The organism is Pseudomonas sp. GM84, from assembly GCF_000282535.1.
Taxonomy (GTDB): domain Bacteria; phylum Pseudomonadota; class Gammaproteobacteria; order Pseudomonadales; family Pseudomonadaceae; genus Aquipseudomonas.
Genome location: NZ_AKJC01000108.1, coordinates 1 through 16,677, shown reverse-complemented (window position 1 = coordinate 16,677; position 16,677 = coordinate 1). Strand labels below are relative to the sequence as shown.

Annotated in this window: 19 protein-coding genes; all 19 read left to right on the top strand. The window is 63.7% G+C overall.

The features are described from left to right. Positions 1-148 precede the first annotated feature (148 nt). Complete coding sequence (locus PMI38_RS09785; RefSeq protein WP_008093298.1) at positions 149-454, top strand: STAS domain-containing protein; 306 nt, start codon at positions 149-151, stop codon at positions 452-454. Between the two features lie 8 nt (positions 455-462). Further along, complete coding sequence (locus PMI38_RS09780; RefSeq protein WP_008093295.1) at positions 463-2,154, top strand: fused response regulator/phosphatase; 1,692 nt, start codon at positions 463-465, stop codon at positions 2,152-2,154. 48 nt (positions 2,155-2,202) lie between these two features. Continuing rightward, on the top strand, positions 2,203-2,550 hold the full coding sequence (locus PMI38_RS09775; protein ID WP_008093293.1) for an Hpt domain-containing protein: 348 nt from the start codon (positions 2,203-2,205) through the stop codon (positions 2,548-2,550). 72 nt (positions 2,551-2,622) lie between these two features. After that, positions 2,623-3,885: a flagellar hook-length control protein FliK gene (locus tag PMI38_RS09770; RefSeq protein WP_008093292.1), complete on the top strand. Its 1,263-nt coding sequence runs from the start codon at positions 2,623-2,625 to the stop codon at positions 3,883-3,885. A 347-nt stretch (positions 3,886-4,232) separates the two neighbouring features. Then, the gene (gene fliL, locus PMI38_RS09765) at positions 4,233-4,730 is read left to right on the top strand and encodes a flagellar basal body-associated protein FliL (RefSeq protein WP_008093290.1); all 498 of its coding nucleotides are present in this window, start codon (positions 4,233-4,235) and stop codon (positions 4,728-4,730) included. A gap of 9 nt (positions 4,731-4,739) precedes the next feature. Beyond that, entirely contained in the window at positions 4,740-5,708 is a 969-nt protein-coding gene (gene fliM / locus PMI38_RS09760) for a flagellar motor switch protein FliM (protein WP_008093288.1), read from the top strand. A 47-nt stretch (positions 5,709-5,755) separates the two neighbouring features. Beyond that, complete coding sequence (gene fliN, locus PMI38_RS09755) at positions 5,756-6,220, top strand: flagellar motor switch protein FliN (protein WP_008093286.1); 465 nt, start codon at positions 5,756-5,758, stop codon at positions 6,218-6,220. A gap of 12 nt (positions 6,221-6,232) precedes the next feature. Next, positions 6,233-6,673: a flagellar biosynthetic protein FliO gene (gene fliO, locus PMI38_RS09750; RefSeq protein ID WP_008093284.1), complete on the top strand. Its 441-nt coding sequence runs from the start codon at positions 6,233-6,235 to the stop codon at positions 6,671-6,673. After that, a complete protein-coding gene (fliP, locus tag PMI38_RS09745; protein WP_008093283.1) occupies positions 6,673-7,428 on the top strand; it encodes a flagellar type III secretion system pore protein FliP in 756 nt (251 codons plus the stop codon). Before fliO ends, fliP begins: the two co-directional genes overlap by 1 nt. A gap of 21 nt (positions 7,429-7,449) precedes the next feature. Then, on the top strand, positions 7,450-7,719 hold the full coding sequence (gene fliQ, locus PMI38_RS09740; RefSeq protein WP_008093282.1) for a flagellar biosynthesis protein FliQ: 270 nt from the start codon (positions 7,450-7,452) through the stop codon (positions 7,717-7,719). Positions 7,720-7,726: 7 nt separating this feature from the next. Further along, entirely contained in the window at positions 7,727-8,503 is a 777-nt protein-coding gene (gene fliR, locus PMI38_RS09735) for a flagellar biosynthetic protein FliR (protein ID WP_008093280.1), read from the top strand. Between the two features lie 2 nt (positions 8,504-8,505). After that, positions 8,506-9,648: a flagellar biosynthesis protein FlhB gene (gene flhB / locus PMI38_RS09730; RefSeq protein ID WP_008093278.1), complete on the top strand. Its 1,143-nt coding sequence runs from the start codon at positions 8,506-8,508 to the stop codon at positions 9,646-9,648. A 211-nt stretch (positions 9,649-9,859) separates the two neighbouring features. Then, positions 9,860-11,989 (top strand): flagellar biosynthesis protein FlhA, encoded by a 2,130-nt coding sequence (gene flhA / locus PMI38_RS09725; protein ID WP_008093275.1) that lies wholly within the window; start codon positions 9,860-9,862, stop codon positions 11,987-11,989. 11 nt (positions 11,990-12,000) lie between these two features. Further along, positions 12,001-13,308 (top strand): flagellar biosynthesis protein FlhF, encoded by a 1,308-nt coding sequence (gene flhF, locus PMI38_RS09720; protein WP_008093272.1) that lies wholly within the window; start codon positions 12,001-12,003, stop codon positions 13,306-13,308. 96 nt (positions 13,309-13,404) lie between these two features. After that, entirely contained in the window at positions 13,405-14,238 is an 834-nt protein-coding gene (gene fleN, locus PMI38_RS09715) for a flagellar synthesis regulator FleN (RefSeq protein WP_008093270.1), read from the top strand. Next, positions 14,235-14,975 carry an RNA polymerase sigma factor FliA gene (fliA, locus tag PMI38_RS09710; protein ID WP_008093268.1) on the top strand — a complete coding sequence of 247 codons (741 nt, stop codon included), beginning with the start codon at positions 14,235-14,237 and terminating at the stop codon, positions 14,973-14,975. Before fleN ends, fliA begins: the two co-directional genes overlap by 4 nt. 118 nt (positions 14,976-15,093) lie before the next feature. After that, a complete protein-coding gene (locus PMI38_RS09705; protein ID WP_085988521.1) occupies positions 15,094-15,468 on the top strand; it encodes a chemotaxis response regulator CheY in 375 nt (124 codons plus the stop codon). 18 nt (positions 15,469-15,486) lie between these two features. After that, the gene (locus tag PMI38_RS09700) at positions 15,487-16,275 is read left to right on the top strand and encodes a protein phosphatase CheZ (RefSeq protein WP_008093264.1); all 789 of its coding nucleotides are present in this window, start codon (positions 15,487-15,489) and stop codon (positions 16,273-16,275) included. Between the two features lie 12 nt (positions 16,276-16,287). Then, positions 16,288-16,677: Hpt domain-containing protein (locus tag PMI38_RS09695; RefSeq protein ID WP_008093263.1), on the top strand; the 390-nt coding region annotated here is incomplete at its 3' end.

Below are 16,677 nucleotides of genomic sequence, written 5' to 3'. Positions count from 1 at the left end.
GCCGGCTCCCACAGGAGATCGGCATTGTTTCCTGTGGGAGCCGGCTTGCCGGCGATAGGGCCCGAGCAGACAAACCGGTTTGCCAGTCCAGTCACCGCCTGCTAAACCTTGAACAGTTGCATCCGCCATCATCGAAGGAATCGCTAGCATGGCAGTCGAGACTGATTTTTCGCAGGACGGGAAAAAACTCACGATCAAGATCAAGGGGCGTTTCGATTTCGGCAAGCATCAGGAGTTTCGCGATGCCTACGAGCGCCAGCCCAAGCGGCCCGACTCGGTGGTCGTCGACCTTAAGGACACCACCTACCTGGACAGCTCCGCGCTCGGCATGCTGCTGTTGCTGCGCGATCACGCGGGCGGCGACGACTCGGATGTGCGTGTGGTACATGCCAGCTCCGACGTGCGCAAGATCCTGGCGATTTCCAATTTCGAAAAGCTGTTCGACATCAGTTGACTGCCCAGATGCCGGCCGAACGGATGCTGACCGTGCTGGTGGCCGAAGACAGCGCCACCGATCGCCTGTTGCTGGCGCAGATCGTCCGCCGTCAGGGGCACGAGGTGTTCACCGCCGAGAACGGTGAGCAGGCCGTGGCGCTGTTTGCCGAAAAGCGCCCGCAACTGGTGCTGCTCGATGCCCTGATGCCGGTGATGGACGGTTTCGAAGCGGCGCGACAGATCAAGGCACTGGCCGGCGAGGCGCTGGTGCCGATCATCTTCCTGACCTCGCTGAACGAGGAGGGTGCCCTGGTGCGCTGCCTGGAGGCCGGGGGCGACGACTTCATGGCCAAGCCCTACAGTGCGGTGATCCTCGGCGCCAAGATCCGCGCCATGGACCGCCTGCGCCGTTTGCAGGCGACCGTGCTCGAGCAGCGCGACGAGATTACCCGGCATCACCATCACTTGCTCAACGAGCAGCGGGTGGCCAAGGCGGTGTTCGACAAGGTCGCCCATTCCGGTTGCATCACGGCACCGAACATCCGCTACCTGCAGTCGCCCTACGCGTTGTTCAACGGCGACCTGCTGCTGGCGGCGTTCACGCCGTCGGGCGACATGCATGTGCTGCTCGGCGATTTCACCGGGCATGGCTTGCCCGCAGCCGTCGGCGCCATGCCCCTGGCCGAAGTGTTCTACGGCATGACCGCCAAGGGCTACGGCCTGGCGCAGATGCTGCGCGAGATGAACGCCAAGCTCAAACGCATCCTGCCGGTCGACATGTTCTGCTGCGCGCTGCTGCTCAACCTGAACATGCAGCGCGGCACGGTGGAGGTGTGGAATGGCGGTATGCCGGACGGCTACTTGCTGTCGACCTCGGGCCAGGTGCTCTCGCCCCTGGCCTCGCGCCACTTGCCGCTGGGTGTCCTCAGCGCCGAGCGTTTCGACGACAGTACCGAGGTGTTGCCGCTGGCGGCGGGAGAGCGGCTGTTGCTGCTGTCCGATGGCGTGGTCGATACGGCCGACGAGCAAGAGCGGCTGTTCGGCGTCGAACGCTTGCAGGACGTGCTGACGGCCAACCGCGACCCGGCGCAGTTGTTCGGTGAGGTAATGCAGGCCCTGGAGCGTTTTGGCGGGCGCCCGCGGGATGACATCAGCTTGTGTGATATCCGCATGTTCGCGCCCGAAGAGCGGGTTCCGGCACCGACCCTCTACTCCGACAGCGGACGCTCCAGTGCGCTGGATTGGTCGCTGGGCTATGAATTGCGCGGTGAAAGCCTCAAGCGTTTCAACCCGGTGCCTTACCTGGTGCAGTTGCTGCAGGAGATCCATGGCTTGCGGTCGCTGACCGGCGCCTTGCACAGCGTGCTCAGCGAGCTGTATTCCAATGCCCTGGAGCATGGGGTGCTGGGCCTGGATTCCTGGATCAAGCGTGATGTGCAGGGCTTTGCCCATTACTATCAGGAGCGCGCCCGGCGGCTGGGTGAATTGGTCGATGGCTTCGTGCGTATCGACCTGAAAGTTGAACCGCTGGCTGCTGGCGGGCGTCTGACGATCGAGGTCCGCGACAGTGGCGCGGGCTTCGATGTGCACAAGGTGCTCTCGCGCCCCCCGGAGGATCAGGGTCTGAGCGGTCGCGGTCTGAGTCTGGTGCAGCGGCTTGGCAGCAGTGCGCAATGGTGTGAGGGAGGGCGTTGTGCACAGGTGCAGTTCGAATGGTGAGCCGCATGAAGGCTCGGGCATAATCCGGCTTGATCAAGGAGTGAACAAGTGACAGACATGCATATCGATCACAGCGTGCTCAGGGACCTGCAGGAGGTCATGGAGGAGGGTTATCTGCAATTGCTGGAAACCTTTCTCGAAGACTCCGAGCAGCGCCTGAGTCAGTTGCACGGTGCCAGGACCGCCAACGAGCTCGGTATGGCCGCGCACAGCTTCAAGGGCAGCAGCGGCAACATGGGCGCTGTCGGCCTGGCCCGGCTTTGCCAGCAACTGGAAGAGCGGATAAAGGAGCGGCCGCCCTACGGCATCGAGGAGCTGATTCACCGGATCGACCAGGAATACCTGGAGGTGCAGCGCTTCTACCGCAGCGAACGTGAACGGGTGTCTGCCAACTGATCGACAGGTTGGCGCGAGTCTTGCCTGTCTGTGCCAGGACGATATTCATGTTTCTGGCGCGGAGACCTTTCAATGCCTGTCGCACCCAATCCTTTGATGCAAGCCAACACCCTGAGCAAGCCGTCGAGCGCGGCTTCCGCGCGGGTGGACAAGCCGCTGCAGGCGGCGGGCGGGCAGGGCGGCGGCTTCGATCAGCTCATGGCCAGCCAGGGGCGCGACAAGCCGTCGATGCCCGACGACAAGATCAAGCCCAAGGACAAGCCAGACGCGCCTTCGGGCGGCAAAAAGGAGGCAGCCGACAAGCCGGCCGTTGCCGATGACGGCAACGAATTGCCTGCCGCCGATCAGGCGCAAGGCAGCAGCGACGCTGCGTCGAGCTCGGTAGATGCCAATCTGGTGGCGGGTCAGGTCACCGATGTGCAGCCGGGCGCACAATTGCTGCAGGCTCAGGCCCAGACGGTGTCGCCGGTGTTGCAGGCAGCGGCGCAGCAGGTTTTGCCCGAGACCGCCGCAGACGAAACCTTCGACCCCGATGCCGACCCGCTGGCCAATATGCCGACGCTGCGCCTGGCATTGGAGCAAAGCGCCCAGGCCAAAGGCACGACCTCGGCACATGCGGCCGATGCTTCGCAGCAGGCTGAGGACGGCCCGGTTACCGTCAATCCATTGGCGAACCTGATCGACAATGTCGAGGGCGAGGCCGGTCAGTCGCAGGCAGGTGACAAGGCCTTCGGTGCCTTGCTCGAAGAGGGCCTCAAAGACACCAAGGGCGCCGCTGGCGATACCCGCATCGATGATTTCGCCGACCGCCTTGCCAGTCTGACCCAGGCCGCCACGGCCAAGACCGCCAACGCCGTGCCGGTGACTGCCAGCCCGTTGCACCAGCCGCTGGCAATGAACCAGAACGCCTGGGCTGAAGGTTTGGTCAATCGGGTCATGTACCTGTCCAGCCAGAATCTCAAGTCGGCGGATATCCAGCTGGAACCGGCCGAGCTGGGGCGCCTGGACATTCGCGTCAACCTGGCGACGGACCAGTCGACCCAGGTCACCTTCATCAGCGGCCATGCTGGCGTGCGTGACGCGCTGGACAGCCAGGTGCACCGCCTGCGTGAACTGTTCGCCCAGCAGGGGCTGGCGCAGCCGGACGTCAACGTCGCCGACCAGTCGCGCGGGCAGCAGCAGCAGGCGCAGCAGGAGGGGGCGCAGTTGTCCGGGGTGGCGGCGCGGCGTGGGCAGGAAGGGGGCGGGGCGGAGCCAGGTGAGCTTGCCGATGCTTCCCGGCCGGTTGAGCGGCAGGTGGTCATTGGTGATAGTGCGGTAGATTTTTACGCTTGAGATTTATGTTGGGGTTGAGATCGCGCGCCGCCCGCGCGGCGCATCGCGGATAAATCCGCTCCTACATTTGTTGCAACGTGCCACGGTCTGTCAGGCCATGGTTGTCCGCCTTTGGTGCCCGCCGAAAAATCGCGTCGTACCCACAAGGCTGGCAACCATGGCCTATCAGGCATAGGCACGTTGCAACAAATGTAGGAGCGGATTCATCCGCGATGCGCCGCGCGGGCGGCGCGCGATCTCAACCCCACAACATTACTCACGCCATACCCTCCCGCAAAACCTGGCATAACACTTGCTCAAGCCACGTCATCCTTCTTTGAAACCCCGCTGGACGACGGATTATTGGCATGGCGAAGAGCGACGCAGTGAAAGACCCCGCCGCTAAAGGCAAACTCAAGCTGATCCTGCTGCTGGTGCTGGCCCTGCTGCTGGCAGTCGGCCTGTCGGTGGGCGCCACCTGGTTCATCATGCACAAGAGCGACGCAGCCCCGGCTGCCGACCCGGCGGCGGCCAACGTCAAGCCGGCAGCGCTCTACGAGCCCCTGACCCCCGCCTTCGTGGTCAACTTCAACCAGAACGGCCGCCAGCGCTATATGCAGGTGAGCATCACCCTGCAAGGCCGCAGCCAGGCCGACCTGGACGCCCTCAAGGTGCACATGCCGGTGATCCGCAACAACCTGGTGATGATGTTCTCCGGGCAGGGCTTCGACACCCTGGCCGGCAGCCCGGTGGGGCAGGAGATGCTGCGTCAGAAAGCCACCGCGGTGGTGCAGGAAGTGGCGCAGAAAGAAGTCGGCAAGCCGGTGGTCGACCAGTTGCTGTTCACCAATTTCGTATTGCAGTAGGAGTCCGCCATGGCCGTACAGGACCTGCTGTCCCAGGATGAGATCGACGCCCTGTTGCACGGCGTCGACGATGGGCTGGTACAGACCGAGAGCGCTGCCGAGCCCGGCAGCATCAAAAGCTACGACCTGACCAGCCAGGACCGTATCGTGCGGGGTCGCATGCCGACCCTGGAAATGATCAACGAGCGCTTCGCCCGCTACACCCGTATCAGCATGTTCAACCTGCTGCGCCGCTCGGCCGACGTGGCGGTTGGCGGCGTGCAGGTGATGAAGTTCGGCGAGTACGTGCATTCGCTGTACGTGCCGACCAGCCTCAACCTGGTCAAGATCAAGCCGCTGCGCGGCACCTCGCTGTTCATCCTCGACGCCAAGCTGGTGTTCAAGCTGGTGGACAACTTCTTCGGTGGAGACGGCCGTCACGCCAAGATCGAAGGCCGTGAATTCACCCCGACCGAGCTGCGCGTGGTGCGCATGGTGCTGGACCAGTGCTTTGTCGACCTCAAGGAGGCCTGGCAGGCGATCATGCCGGTCAACTTCGAGTACATGAACTCGGAGGTCAACCCGGCCATGGCCAACATCGTCGGGCCGAGCGAGGCGGTGGTGGTGTCGACCTTCCACATCGAGCTGGACGGCGGTGGCGGCGACCTGCACGTGACCATGCCGTACTCGATGATCGAGCCCGTGCGGGAAATGCTCGATGCCGGCTTCCAGTCCGACCTGGACGACCAGGACGAGCGCTGGGTCAAGGCCCTGCGCGAGGACGTGCTGGACGTCTCCGTGCCGCTGACCGCCACGGTCGCCCGCCGCCAGCTGAAGCTGCGCGACATCCTGCACATGCAGGCCGGCGACGTGATCCCGGTGGAGCTGCCCGAGCACCTGGTGCTGCGCGCCAATGGCGTGCCGTCGTTCAAGGCGCGCCTGGGCTCGCACAAGGGCAACCTGGCCCTGCAGATCATCGACCCGATCGAGCGCCGCTGAAGGCGTGCCGGTCGCTCACTACGAATTGAATGCCTGTCGAGGACATCATGGCTAACGAAAACGAGATCACCTCCCCCGAGGACCAGGCCCTGGCCGACGAGTGGGCCGCGGCACTGGAAGAAACCGGTGACGCCGGCCAGGCCGACATCGACGCGCTGCTGGGCGGTGACGTCGGCAGCGCCGGCAGCGGGCGCCTGCCGATGGAGGAATTCGCAAGCTCCCCAAGGCCGAAGGAAAACGTCAGCCTCGAAGGTCCGAACCTGGACGTGATCCTGGACATTCCAGTGAACATCTCCATGGAAGTCGGCAGCACCGAAATCAACATCCGCAACCTGCTGCAGCTCAACCAGGGCTCGGTGATCGAACTCGACCGCCTGGCGGGCGAGCCGCTCGACGTACTGGTCAACGGCACGTTGATCGCCCATGGCGAAGTGGTCGTGGTCAACGAGAAGTTCGGCATCCGCCTGACCGACGTGATCAGCCCCAGCGAACGCATCAAGAAGCTGCGCTGAGTGAAGGGCACGATGCGGGCCATGACGGCCCTGGTCACGCTGTTGGCCAGTGAGGTGGCGATTGCCGCGGCCACCGTCGCACCGGCCACGCCGCCCGCCGCCGCACCCGGCAGCCTGGGCGGGCAGCTGGCGCAGATGGTGTTTGGCCTGCTGCTGGTGGTCGGGCTGATCTTCTTCCTCGCCTGGGCGCTGCGCCGCATGCAGGGCGCGGCGCCCAAGGGCGGCCAGGTGATAGAGATCGTCGGCAGCCGCGCCATCGGCCCGCGTGACCGGCTGCTGCTGGTGCAGGTGGGCAAGGAGCAGATCCTGATCGGCCATACACCCGGCAGCATCGAGGCCCTGCATGTGCTGGCCGAGCCTGTCGAGGTGCCTGCCAGCGCCCGGCAGGCCACGCCGGAATTCGCCCAGCGGCTGATGGAGCTGATGGGCAAGGATCAGAAGGACAAGAAGTGATGAGCGGCGCCTTGCGCATACTGTTGACCTGGGTGCTGCTGCTGGCGGCGCCACTGGCCCTGGCCGCCGACCCGCTGTCGATCCCGGCCATTACCCTGTCCAACGGCCCGGACGGCCAGCAGGAATATTCGGTCAGCCTGCAGATCCTGCTGATCATGACCGCGCTGAGTTTCATTCCAGCGTTCGTCATCCTGATGACCAGCTTCACCCGCATCATCATCGTGTTCTCGATCCTGCGCCAGGCCCTGGGCCTGCAGCAGACGCCGTCGAACCAGGTGCTGACCGGCATGGCGCTGTTCCTGACCCTGTTCATCATGGCGCCGGTGTTCGACCGGGTGAACCAGGACGCCGTGCAGCCGTACCTGAAAGAGCAGATGACCGCCCAGCAAGCCATCGACAAGGCCCAGGGGCCGCTCAAGGACTTCATGCTGGCGCAGACCCGGCAGAGCGACCTGGACCTGTTCATGCGCCTGTCCAAGCGCACCGACATCGCCGGCCCCGACCAGGTGCCGCTGACCATCCTGGTGCCAGCGTTCGTCACTTCCGAGCTCAAGACCGCGTTCCAGATCGGCTTCATGATCTTCATCCCGTTCCTGATCATCGACATGGTGGTGGCCAGTGTGCTGATGGCCATGGGCATGATGATGCTGTCGCCGCTGATCATCTCGCTGCCGTTCAAGATCATGCTGTTCGTCCTGGTCGATGGCTGGGCGCTGATCATGGGCACCCTGGCCGGCAGTTTCGGCGGCGTCTGACGCCGTCAAGGAGAGCCCTGCATGACCCCTGAAGTTGCTGTCGACCTGTTCCGTGATGCCCTGTGGCTGACCACGCTGATGGTCGCCATCCTGGTGGTGCCGAGCCTGCTGGTGGGCCTGATCGTGGCGATGTTCCAGGCCGCCACGCAGATCAACGAACAGACCCTGAGCTTCCTGCCGCGCCTGCTGGTGATGCTGGTGACGCTGATCGTCGCCGGCCCCTGGCTGGTGCAGAAGTTCATGGAGTACATCACCGGGCTGTACACCAGCATCCCGCAGCTGATCGGTTGAGACCGCCATGCTGGAGCTGACCGACGCGCAGATCGGCACCTGGGTCGCCACCTTCATCCTGCCGCTGTTTCGGGTAACGGCAGTGCTGATGACCATGCCGATCTTCGGTACGCGCATGCTGCCGGCGCGTATCCGCCTGTACGTGGCGGTGGCGATCACCGTGGTGATCGTGCCGGCGCTGCCGCCGCTGCCCGAGTTCGACCCGCTGAGCCTGCGCGGTCTGCTGCTGTGCGGTGAGCAGGTCATCGTCGGCGCGTTGTTCGGGTTTTCCCTGCAGATGCTGTTCCAGGCCTTCGTCATCGCCGGGCAGATCGTCGCGGTGCAGATGGGCATGGCCTTTGCCTCGATGGTCGACCCGGCCAACGGCGTCAACGTGGCGGTGGTCAGCCAGTTCATGACCATGCTGGTGAGCGTGCTGTTCCTGGTGATGAACGGCCATCTGGTGGTCTTCGAGGTGTTGACCGAGAGCTTCACCACCTTGCCGGTGGGCAATGCGCTGGTGGTCAACCACTTCTGGGAAATGGCCGGGCGCCTGAGCTGGGTGTTCGGCGCCGGACTGTTGCTGATCCTGCCGGCCATCGCTGCGTTGCTGGTGGTGAACATCGCCTTCGGCGTGATGACCCGTGCGGCGCCGCAGTTGAACATCTTCTCCATCGGTTTTCCGCTGACCCTGGTGCTGGGGATCGGCATCTTCTGGGTAGGCCTGGCCGATATTCTTTCCCACTACCAGGCATTGGCCAGCGAAGCGCTGCAATGGCTGCGTGAACTGGCAAGGGCGCGCTGAGCATGGCGGAGAGCGAGAGCGGTCAGGACAAGACAGAAGAGCCCACCGACAAGCGCAAGCGCGACGCGCGCGAAAAAGGTGAGATCGCCCGTTCCAAGGAGCTGAACACGGTGGCGGTGACCCTGGCCGGTGCCGGGGCCTTGCTGGCCTTTGGCGGCAACCTGGCCGAGACATTGATGGCGCTGATGCGCCTGAATTTCTCGCTGTCACGCGAGGTCCTGACCGATGAGCGCTCCATGGGGCTGTTCCTGCTGACCTCGGGCAAGATGGCCATCTGGGCGACCCAGCCGATCCTGGTGCTGCTGTTCGTGATCGCGTTCGTCTCGCCCATCGCGTTGGGCGGGTTCATCTTTTCCGGGAGCCTGCTGCAACCCAAGTTCAGTCGCATGAACCCATTGTCGGGCATCAAGCGCATGTTTTCGCTCAATTCGCTGACCGAGCTGCTCAAGGCGCTGGCCAAGTTCTTCATGATCCTGATCGTGGCGCTGGTGGTGCTCGGCAATGACCGCCAGGCGCTGCTGGCCATTGCCAACGAGCCGTTGGAGCAGGCGATCATCCACAGTGTCCAGGTGGTGGGTTGGAGCGCCCTGTGGATGGCTGCAGGTCTGTTGATCATCGCGGCGGCGGACGTGCCGTTCCAGCTGTACCAGACGCACAAGAAGCTGAAGATGACCAAGCAGGAGATCAAGGACGAGTACAAGGACAGCGAGGGTAAGCCTGAGGTCAAACAGCGCATCCGCCAGTTGCAGCGCGAGGTTTCGCAGCGGCGCATGATGGCGGCGGTGCCCCAGGCCGATGTGATCATCACCAACCCGACGCATTATGCGGTGGCATTGCAATACGACCCGGAGAAGGGCGGGGCGGCGCCGTTGCTGCTGGCCAAGGGGACGGATTTCATTGCCTTGAAGATTCGCGAGATTGGCGTGGAGCACAAGGTGCAGATTCTTGAGTCGCCGGCCCTGGCGCGGGCGATCTACTACTCCACCGAAGTCGAGCAGGAGATCCCGGCGGGGTTGTACCTGGCGGTGGCGCAGGTGCTGGCTTATGTGTTCCAGATTCGCCAGTACCGTTCTGGCAAGGGCAAGCGACCGGAGCCGTTGAAGGAAGATTTGCCGATTCCGCCGGACCTGCGCCGCGACAGCTGATCCTGTGTAGCGCTAGCTGGCCTCTTCGCGGGGCAAGCCCGCTCCCACAGGCACACCACAGGTCTTGAGCATTGAGGTGTACCTGTGGGAGCGGGCTTGCCCCGCGAAAGGGCCGGCGCTGACAGCGCAAAACCCAAAGTTGGAAGGCTTCTTGCAGAGCCACGCCCAAGCGCCCCTTGGGCGTCAAAGTTTTGCATGAAGAGGACTCGCGGTGGATCGCACTCAGTTAATCAGCAACGCCCGCCACAACCTGGCCGGTCTCGGCCGGGGCAACCTGGGGGTGCCGCTGCTGCTGCTGGTGATGTTGGCAATGATGATGTTGCCGATACCGCCGTTCCTGCTCGACGTGTTCTTCACCTTCAACATCGCCCTGTCGATCGTGGTCCTGCTGGTTTGCGTGTACGCCCTGCGCCCGCTGGATTTCGCCGCGTTCCCCACCATCCTGCTGGTCGCGACGCTGTTGCGCCTGGCCCTGAACGTCGCCTCCACGCGCGTGGTCATGCTCCACGGCCAGGAAGGCCATGGCGCCGCGGGCAAGGTGATCCAGGCCTTCGGTGAGGTGGTCATCGGCGGCAACTATGTCGTGGGTGCGGTGGTGTTCGCCATCCTCATGATCATCAACTTCGTGGTGGTGACCAAGGGCGCCGGGCGTATCTCCGAAGTAAGCGCGCGTTTCACCCTCGACGCCATGCCCGGCAAGCAGATGGCCATCGACGCCGACCTCAACGCCGGCTTGATCGACCAGGCCCAGGCCAAGTCGCGCCGCGCCGAGGTGGCCCAGGAGGCCGAGTTCTATGGCTCGATGGACGGTGCCAGCAAGTTCGTCCGTGGTGACGCCGTCGCCGGCCTGCTGATCCTGTTCATCAACCTGATCGGCGGCATGCTCATCGGCATGCTGCAACACGGCATGAGCTTCGGCGACGCCGGCAAGGTCTATGCCCTGTTGACCATCGGTGACGGTTTGGTGGCGCAATTGCCATCACTGCTGCTGTCCACCGCCGCCGCGATCATGGTCACCCGTGCCTCGGGCTCCGAGGATATGGGCAAGCTGATCAACCGGCAGATGTTCGATTCGCCCAAGGCGTTGGCGGTTTCGGCGGGGTTGATGATCGTCATGGGCCTGGTGCCGGGCATGCCGCATATCGCCTTCCTCAGCCTCGGTCTGCTGGCCGGAGGTGGTGCCTATCTGGTGTGGAAAAAGCAGCAGAAGGCCAAGGTCGCGGCGCAGCAGGAAGCGCAGCGCCAGCAGGATCTGCTGCCGTCACCGCAGCGAGCGATGGAAACCAAGGAGCTGGGTTGGGACGACGTGACGCCCATCGACATGATCGGCCTGGAGGTCGGCTACCGGCTGATTCCGCTGGTCGACCGCAACCAGGGCGGCCAGTTGCTGGCGCGGATCAAGGGCGTGCGCAAGAAGCTGTCCCAGGACCTGGGTTTCCTCATGCCTACCGTGCATATCCGTGACAACCTCGACCTGCAGCCGAGCGCCTACCGCCTGACACTGATGGGGGTGATCCTGGCCGAAGCCGAGATCTACCCGGACCGGGAGCTTGCGATCAACCCGGGCCAGGTGTTCGGCACCCTCAACGGCATCGCTGCGCGCGACCCTGCATTCGGCCTGGAGGCGGTGTGGATCGATGTCGGCCAGCGTGCCCAGGCGCAGTCGCTGGGCTACACCGTGGTCGATGCCAGCACCGTGGTGGCCACCCACCTCAACCAGATCCTGCAGAAGCACTGTCATGAGCTGATCGGTCACGAGGAAGTCCAGCAATTGCTGCAGGTATTGTCCAAAGCTTCGCCTAAACTTGCCGAGGAGTTGGTGCCGGGCGTCATTTCCTTGTCGGGGCTGCTCAAGGTCCTGCAAGCGTTGCTCGCCGAGCAAGTACCGGTGCGTGACATTCGCAGCATTGCCGAGGCCATCGCGAACAATGCCGGCAAGAGTCAAGATACCGCCGCGCTGGTGGCGGCAGTGCGCGTCGGATTGTGTCGCGCCATCGTGCAAAGCATTGTCGGCGTTGAGTCCGAGCTGCCTGTCATCACCCTTGAGCCAAGGTTGGAACAGATTTTGCTCAATAGTCTGCAAAGGGCCGGGCAAGGTCAGGAAGACGGTGTTCTTCTGGAACCGAGCATGGCCGAAAAGCTGCAGCGTTCGTTGATCGAAGCGGCCCAGCGCCAGGAGGTGCAAGGGCAGCCGGCCATCCTTCTGGTCGCCGGCCCGATCCGCGCCATGCTGTCGCGCTTCGGTCGCCTGGCTGTACCGAATTTGCATGTTCTGGCGTATCAGGAAATACCTGACAACAAGCAAGTCACCATCGTTGCCACCGTGGGCCCCAATGGCTGAGGTAGTGGGTTATGCAAGTTAAGCGTTTTTTCGCCGCCGATATGCGTCAGGCCATGAAGCTGGTCCGTGATGAGCTGGGCGCCGACGCCGCCATCATCGGTAACCGCCGCATCGCCGGCGGTGTCGAACTGACGGCGGCGCTGGACTACAAGCTGTCCGCGCTGGCCCCGCGTGTGCCCAACGTCGAGCTCGAAGAAGAGCTGCGCAAGACCCAGACGCGCATCGCCACCGCACAGGCCGAGCTGGACAACCGCGAAGATGCCAGCGAAGGCAACCGCCAATTGTTCGCCGGGCAGTCGCTGACTGCCTCGGAGCCTCTGATCGAGCCGCACGTGGAGGCGCCCGCTGCTGCTGCCGCGCCTGCGCCGGCAGCGGTCGACCCACGCCTGTTCGATGCCATGCGCTCGGAGCTCACGGGCCTGCGCGAGCTGCTCGAAGTGCAGCTCGGCTCGCTGGCCTGGAACCAACTGCAGGGCAGCAAGCCGGCGCAAGCCAACGTATGGCGTCGTCTGCAGCGCATCGGCTTGTCCGGGCCGATCGCCCGCGAACTGCTCGAGCTCACCGGCGAGATCGAAGAGCCGCGCCATGCCTGGCGCATGCTGCTGGCGCACCTGGCGCGGATGATCGAAGTGCCCGAGGTCGAGCCGATCGAGGAGGGCGGGGTGATCGCCATGGTGGGCCCTGCCGGCATGGGCAAGACCACCACCCTGGCCAAGCTGGCTGCGCGCTACGTGCTCAAGTACGGCCCGCAGAGCCTGGCCCTGGTGAGCATGGACAGCTTCCGTATCGGCGCCCAGGAACAGCTCAAGACCCTGGGCCGCATCCTCAATGTACCGGTGACCTACGTCGACCCGGGCCAGTCGCTGGCCCAGGCGCTGGAGCCGCTGCTGCGCAAGCGCGTGGTGCTGATCGATACCGCCGGCCTGCAGGCCAGCGACCCGGCCCTGCGCATGCAGCTGGAAACCCTGGCCGGGCGCGGCATCGCCTCGAAGAACTACCTGGTGCTGGCCACCACCAGCCAGAAGCAGGTGCTGACGGCCGCCTACCACAGCTACAAGCGCTGCGGCCTGGCCGGTTGCATCCTGACCAAACTCGATGAAACGGCGAGCCTCGGCGATGTGCTGAGCCTGGCCATCAGTCATGAACTGCCCGTGGCCTACCTGACGGACGGCCCGCGCATTCCTGACGACCTGCATTTGCCGCGCCCGCACCAGTTGGTGACCCGCGCCGTCAATGTGCAGATGCAGGACGAGCCCAGCGAAGAGGCCATGGCCGACATGTTCGCTGATCTCTATCACAACCCACGGCGAGCGGGTTGAAGATGATGAAGCGTATGCAAAATACCTACACCAAAGGGGCTGCTGTAATGCCCCTCGTGTGGCTTGGGTCCAAGCGAGACAAGGTAAACAACAAACATGGGTAGCATGCATCCCGTACAGGTGATCGCCGTGACCGGTGGTAAAGGTGGCGTCGGCAAAACTAACGTATCAGTGAACCTGTCCCTGGCGCTGGCCGAACTCGGCCGCCGGGTCATGCTGCTGGACGCCGACCTGGGCCTGGCCAATGTCGACGTGTTGCTGGGCCTGACCCCGAAACGCACCCTGGCCGATGTGATCGAAGGGCGCTGCGAGCTGCGCGACGTGCTGCTGCAGGGGCCGGGCGGTGTGCGTATCGTGCCGGCGGCCTCGGGCACCCAGAGCATGGTGCACCTGGCGCCAGCCCAGCATGCCGGGCTGATCCAGGCGTTCAGCGAGATTGGCGACAACCTCGACGTGCTGGTGATCGACACCGCGGCAGGTATTGGTGAGTCGGTCGTCAGCTTCGTTCGCGCCGCCCAGGAAGTGTTGCTGGTGGTCTGCGACGAACCGACTTCCATCACCGACGCCTACGCGCTGATCAAACTGCTCAACCGCGACTACGGGATGAACCGTTTCCGCGTGCTGGCCAACATGGCGCAGAGCCCGCAGGAAGGGCGCAACCTGTTCGCCAAGCTGACCAAGGTCACCGACCGCTTCCTCGACGTCGCCCTGCAATACGTGGGCGCCGTGCCTTACGACGAGTGCGTGCGCAAGGCGGTGCAGAAGCAGCGGGCCGTGTATGAAGCCTTCCCGCGCTCCAAGTGTGCGCTGGCCTTCAAGGCTATCGCCCAGAAGGTCGACAGCTGGCCGCTGCCGGCCAACCCGCGCGGGCACCTGGAGTTCTTCGTCGAGCGCCTGGTGCAACCCACCAGTGCGGGGCCGGTGCTATGAACGCGAGCGGTTTCAAGATGTACAGCAAGGCGTCCAAGGACGCCCAGTACGAATTGATCGAACGCTACGCCCCGTTGGTCAAGCGCATTGCCTATCACCTGCTGGCGCGCCTGCCTGCCAACGTGCAGGTCGAAGATCTGATCCAGGCCGGCATGATCGGCCTGCTGGAAGTCGCCAACAAGTACGACGCCAGCAAGGGCGCCAGCTTCGAAACCTACGCCGGTATCCGCATCCGCGGCGCCATGCTCGACGAGGTGCGCAAGGGCGATTGGGCACCGCGTTCGGTGCACCGCAACACCCGCATGGTCAGCGACGCGATGCGCGCCGTTGAAGCCAGAACCGGTCGCGACGCTAAAGATCATGAAGTTGCTGCCGAACTCCAATTGAGTCTCGATGATTACTACGGGATCTTGAACGATACCCTGGGCAGCCGCCTGTTCAGTTTCGACGACCTGTTGCAGGACGGCGAGCACGAAGGGCTGCACGAGGACGGCGCCAGTGGCCAGGTCGAGCCATCGCGCGACCTGGAAGACGAGCGCTTCCAGGTCGCCCTGACCGATGCCATCGCCAACTTGCCGGAGCGTGAGCGGTTGGTGCTGGCGCTGTACTACGACGAAGAGCTGAACCTCAAGGAAATCGGTGAGGTGCTGGGGGTCAGCGAATCGCGTGTCAGCCAGCTGCACAGCCAGTGTGCCGCGCGCCTGCGCAGCCGCCTGGGAGAATGGCGGGCGCGCTGAGCCTGGGGTCGTTGCAGTCGTTTTCCACGTGCGTTTTCCATGTTGCACCGAATTGATTGAGTGCGCGCTCGGGGCCGAGCGCGTTTGAGACTGCTTGGAGGTCTAATTGAACAAAGACATGAAAATCCTCATCGTTGACGATTTTTCGACGATGCGGCGGATCATCAAGAATCTGTTGCGTGACCTTGGCTTCACCAACACCGACGAGGCCGACGACGGCACCACGGCGCTGCCGATGCTCGAGAACGGCCATTACGACTTCCTGGTGACCGACTGGAACATGCCTGGCATGTCCGGCATCGACCTGCTGCGCAAGGTGCGCGCCCACGAGCGCCTGAAGGGCATGCCGGTGCTGATGGTGACCGCCGAAGCCAAGCGCGACCAGATCATCGAAGCGGCCCAGGCCGGCGTCAATGGTTACGTGGTCAAGCCGTTCACCGCCCAGGTGCTCAAAGAAAAGATCGAGAAGATCTTCGAACGCGTCAACGGCTGAGTCACGTCAGGGGGCGCCATGGAATCAACACAAACATCTTTGGGGGAGTTCGAATCGACCCTGAAGAAGCATGCCCAGGAGCTGGTCGAAAGCCTGGAGCGGGGGCGTTTCGGCGAGGCGGTGCAGCTGATTCATCAGCTCAACCAGACCCGCGACCGTGGCCTGTATCAGGAAGTCGGCAAGCTCACCCGTGAGCTGCACAGCGCGATCGTCAGCTTCCAGATCGACCCGAGCATGCCGCAGGCCGAGGAGGTCTCGCAGATCACCGACGCCACCGAGCGCCTGTCCTACGTGGTCAAACTCACCGAAGGTGCCGCCAACCGCACCATGGACCTGGTGGAACAGAGCACGCCCGTGCTCAATGACCTGGCGGCCGAGGCGCAGGGCCTGAGCGTGGATTGGCAGCGATTCATGCGCCGCGAAGTCGCCGCGCCGGAATTTCGCGAGCTGGTCAAGCGCGTCGACAGTTTCCTGACGCACAGCGCCGAGGGCAACCGCAAGGTCTCCGGCTACCTCAACGACATTCTGCTGGCCCAGGACTACCAAGACCTGACCGGCCAGGTGATCAAGCGCGTGACCGCGCTGGTGACCGAAGTCGAAAGCAATCTGCTCAAGCTCGTGCTGATGGCCAGTCAAGTCGACCGTTTTGCCGGCATCGAACACGACCACCAGCAGCTGCGTGCTGAAAAAGATCAAGAAAAACATCCGACTCGGGGTGAAGGTCCGCAGATTCATGCCGATAAGCGTGAAGACGTCGTGTCCGGTCAGGACGATGTCGATGATCTGCTGTCCAGCCTGGGTTTTTAAGGAGCACGTTTGATGAGCTTCGGCGCCGATGAAGAAATCCTCCAGGATTTCCTGGTAGAAGCCGGCGAAATACTTGAGCAACTGTCCGAGCAACTGGTCGAGCTGGAAAGCCGGCCCGACGATGCCGACCTGCTCAATGCGATCTTTCGCGGTTTCCACACTGTAAAAGGGGGCGCCGGCTTCCTTCAGCTCAACGAGCTGGTGGAGTGCTGCCATATCGCCGAGAACGTGTTCGACATCCTGCGCAAAGGTGAGCGCCGGGTCGACGCGGAATTGATGGATGTGGTGCTCGAGGCCCTGGATACGGTCAACAGCATGTTCGGCCAGGTGCGCGAGCGCAGCGACGTGACCCCGGCCACGCCCGAGTTGCTGGCGGCCCTGTCGCGGCTGGCCGAGCCGGCC

Coding starts and splice junctions, on each gene's coding strand:
- PMI38_RS09705 (WP_085988521.1), top strand. CDS start 15,094: ATGAAAATCCTCATCGTTGACGATTTTTCGACGATGCGGCGGATCATC.
- fliN (WP_008093286.1), top strand. CDS start 5,756: ATGGCTAACGAAAACGAGATCACCTCCCCCGAGGACCAGGCCCTGGCC.
- fliA (WP_008093268.1), top strand. CDS start 14,235: ATGAACGCGAGCGGTTTCAAGATGTACAGCAAGGCGTCCAAGGACGCC.
- flhB (WP_008093278.1), top strand. CDS start 8,506: ATGGCGGAGAGCGAGAGCGGTCAGGACAAGACAGAAGAGCCCACCGAC.
- flhF (WP_008093272.1), top strand. CDS start 12,001: ATGCAAGTTAAGCGTTTTTTCGCCGCCGATATGCGTCAGGCCATGAAG.
- fleN (WP_008093270.1), top strand. CDS start 13,405: ATGGGTAGCATGCATCCCGTACAGGTGATCGCCGTGACCGGTGGTAAA.
- PMI38_RS09780 (WP_008093295.1), top strand. CDS start 463: ATGCCGGCCGAACGGATGCTGACCGTGCTGGTGGCCGAAGACAGCGCC.
- PMI38_RS09770 (WP_008093292.1), top strand. CDS start 2,623: ATGCCTGTCGCACCCAATCCTTTGATGCAAGCCAACACCCTGAGCAAG.
- PMI38_RS09785 (WP_008093298.1), top strand. CDS start 149: ATGGCAGTCGAGACTGATTTTTCGCAGGACGGGAAAAAACTCACGATC.
- fliR (WP_008093280.1), top strand. CDS start 7,727: ATGCTGGAGCTGACCGACGCGCAGATCGGCACCTGGGTCGCCACCTTC.
- fliO (WP_008093284.1), top strand. CDS start 6,233: ATGCGGGCCATGACGGCCCTGGTCACGCTGTTGGCCAGTGAGGTGGCG.
- fliL (WP_008093290.1), top strand. CDS start 4,233: ATGGCGAAGAGCGACGCAGTGAAAGACCCCGCCGCTAAAGGCAAACTC.
- fliP (WP_008093283.1), top strand. CDS start 6,673: ATGAGCGGCGCCTTGCGCATACTGTTGACCTGGGTGCTGCTGCTGGCG.
- PMI38_RS09700 (WP_008093264.1), top strand. CDS start 15,487: ATGGAATCAACACAAACATCTTTGGGGGAGTTCGAATCGACCCTGAAG.
- fliQ (WP_008093282.1), top strand. CDS start 7,450: ATGACCCCTGAAGTTGCTGTCGACCTGTTCCGTGATGCCCTGTGGCTG.
- fliM (WP_008093288.1), top strand. CDS start 4,740: ATGGCCGTACAGGACCTGCTGTCCCAGGATGAGATCGACGCCCTGTTG.